Source organism: Clostridium sp. CTA-19 (assembly GCF_054767855.1).
The window spans coordinates 1-1,433 of record NZ_BAAABH010000076.1 but is presented as its reverse complement, the minus strand read 5'-3'; the positions used below and the strand labels follow the sequence as shown (position 1 = coordinate 1,433).

Below are 1,433 nucleotides of genomic sequence, written 5' to 3'. Positions count from 1 at the left end.
TACCTAAAAGAACAAGGGTTTATAACGTTAACCGAGAGTTATTTAAGATTTAGGTAATTCTATTGAACCGCCGTGTACCGAACGGTACGCACGGTGGTGTGAGAGGACGGAAAATAAAATAATTATTTTCCTCCTACTCGATTAAAACATGAAATTAAAGATAAATTAAATATTAAAGCTTTAACCTAAATTAAAAATGTCAATGAATTAAAAATAAAAAGTTAAAAAAGTATTTGGATTTACTGAAATATAATTAAACTATACAACTATAGGTAGTTAAAAGTTAAGAATTAAGAGTTAAAAGCCTAGATCCCCCCCTAATTGGATTGGACAAAGTTAATTTAGATATTTACAATTATATTAATGAAATTAGGAGGGCTACAATATGTCAAAAGTTGTTTTTAAAAGAAAGTTTTCAGAAGAACAAAGAGTTGCTTATGTTAAAGAGGTTCTTGAATCTGGTAGTAATTCTTTAATAGCTAAAAAATATAATATTAATCCAGTTCAATTAAGCACATGGGTTAACAATTACCGTAGGTATTCTCGAACTATAAAGCCGAAAAATCCAAAGGAAGGTGAGATTATACCTAATTATAAAAAAGAATATCATAAATTTAAGGATGAAAATGAAGAGCTTAAATTAAAAATAGCAATCCTTGAAGATCTTCTAAAAAACAACCAACGTTAGATGATAAAATTGCTATTGCTCATAAGTGGATAACTTTAGGTTATAAAGTTGTTACTGTATTAAGTATTGTAGAATTATCTACTATAAGATAAAACATGAGTATGCTGGGAGAAGCTACGCTAATACAGGTCGTAAGACACCTGGGTTTAGTTATAACTTTGATGGAGATAAGGTTAATGACTTAGATATACAAAACTATATAGTAAAAATTAAATCTCAAAAAACTAGTAAATTCTATGGTTATAAGAAAGTTACTGCTGTTTTAAGAAATAACTACAATATTAAGATTAATAAGAAAAAAGTTAGAAGATTAATGAAAAGCTTAAAYTTGTTAGATCCAAATAGAAAACGCACTCTAAAACGAGTGTCACGYGTCTGCGAAAGTAGAACAATAATAAAATCAAACCAATTGTGGCAAATGGATATAAAGTATGCGTTTATAGCTGGAACAAAGCGAACTGCTTATATTACTTCTATAATTGATGTGTTTGATAGAGAACTTGTAAGCACATCAATAGATTTATCTGCAACTGGTGAAGTTGCGAAAAAAGTTTTAATTCAAGGTTTATATTCCAGAGGCATTAAAGATAATCCAAATGGATTAGTAATCCGTACGGATAATGGTAGTCAATTTATTAGTGGTATCTTTGAAAAATCTTGTCTTGATGAAAATGTTATTCATGAAAGAATACCTGTTAAAAGTCCAAATTACAATGCTTTCATTGAATCATATCATAGATATCTT

At 28.5% G+C, this 1,433-nt stretch carries 2 protein-coding genes; both read left to right on the top strand.

The features are described 5' to 3' along the window. The first annotated feature begins 385 nt into the window (after positions 1–385). Positions 386–688, top strand: coding sequence for a transposase (locus ACYUE0_RS17660; protein ID WP_460271922.1), 303 nt, complete (start codon positions 386–388; stop codon positions 686–688). A 58-nt stretch (positions 689–746) separates the two neighbouring features. Beyond that, positions 747–1,433, top strand: a 687-nt coding sequence (locus tag ACYUE0_RS17655) for a transposase (protein WP_460271924.1), incomplete at its 3' end; no start/stop codon positions are given.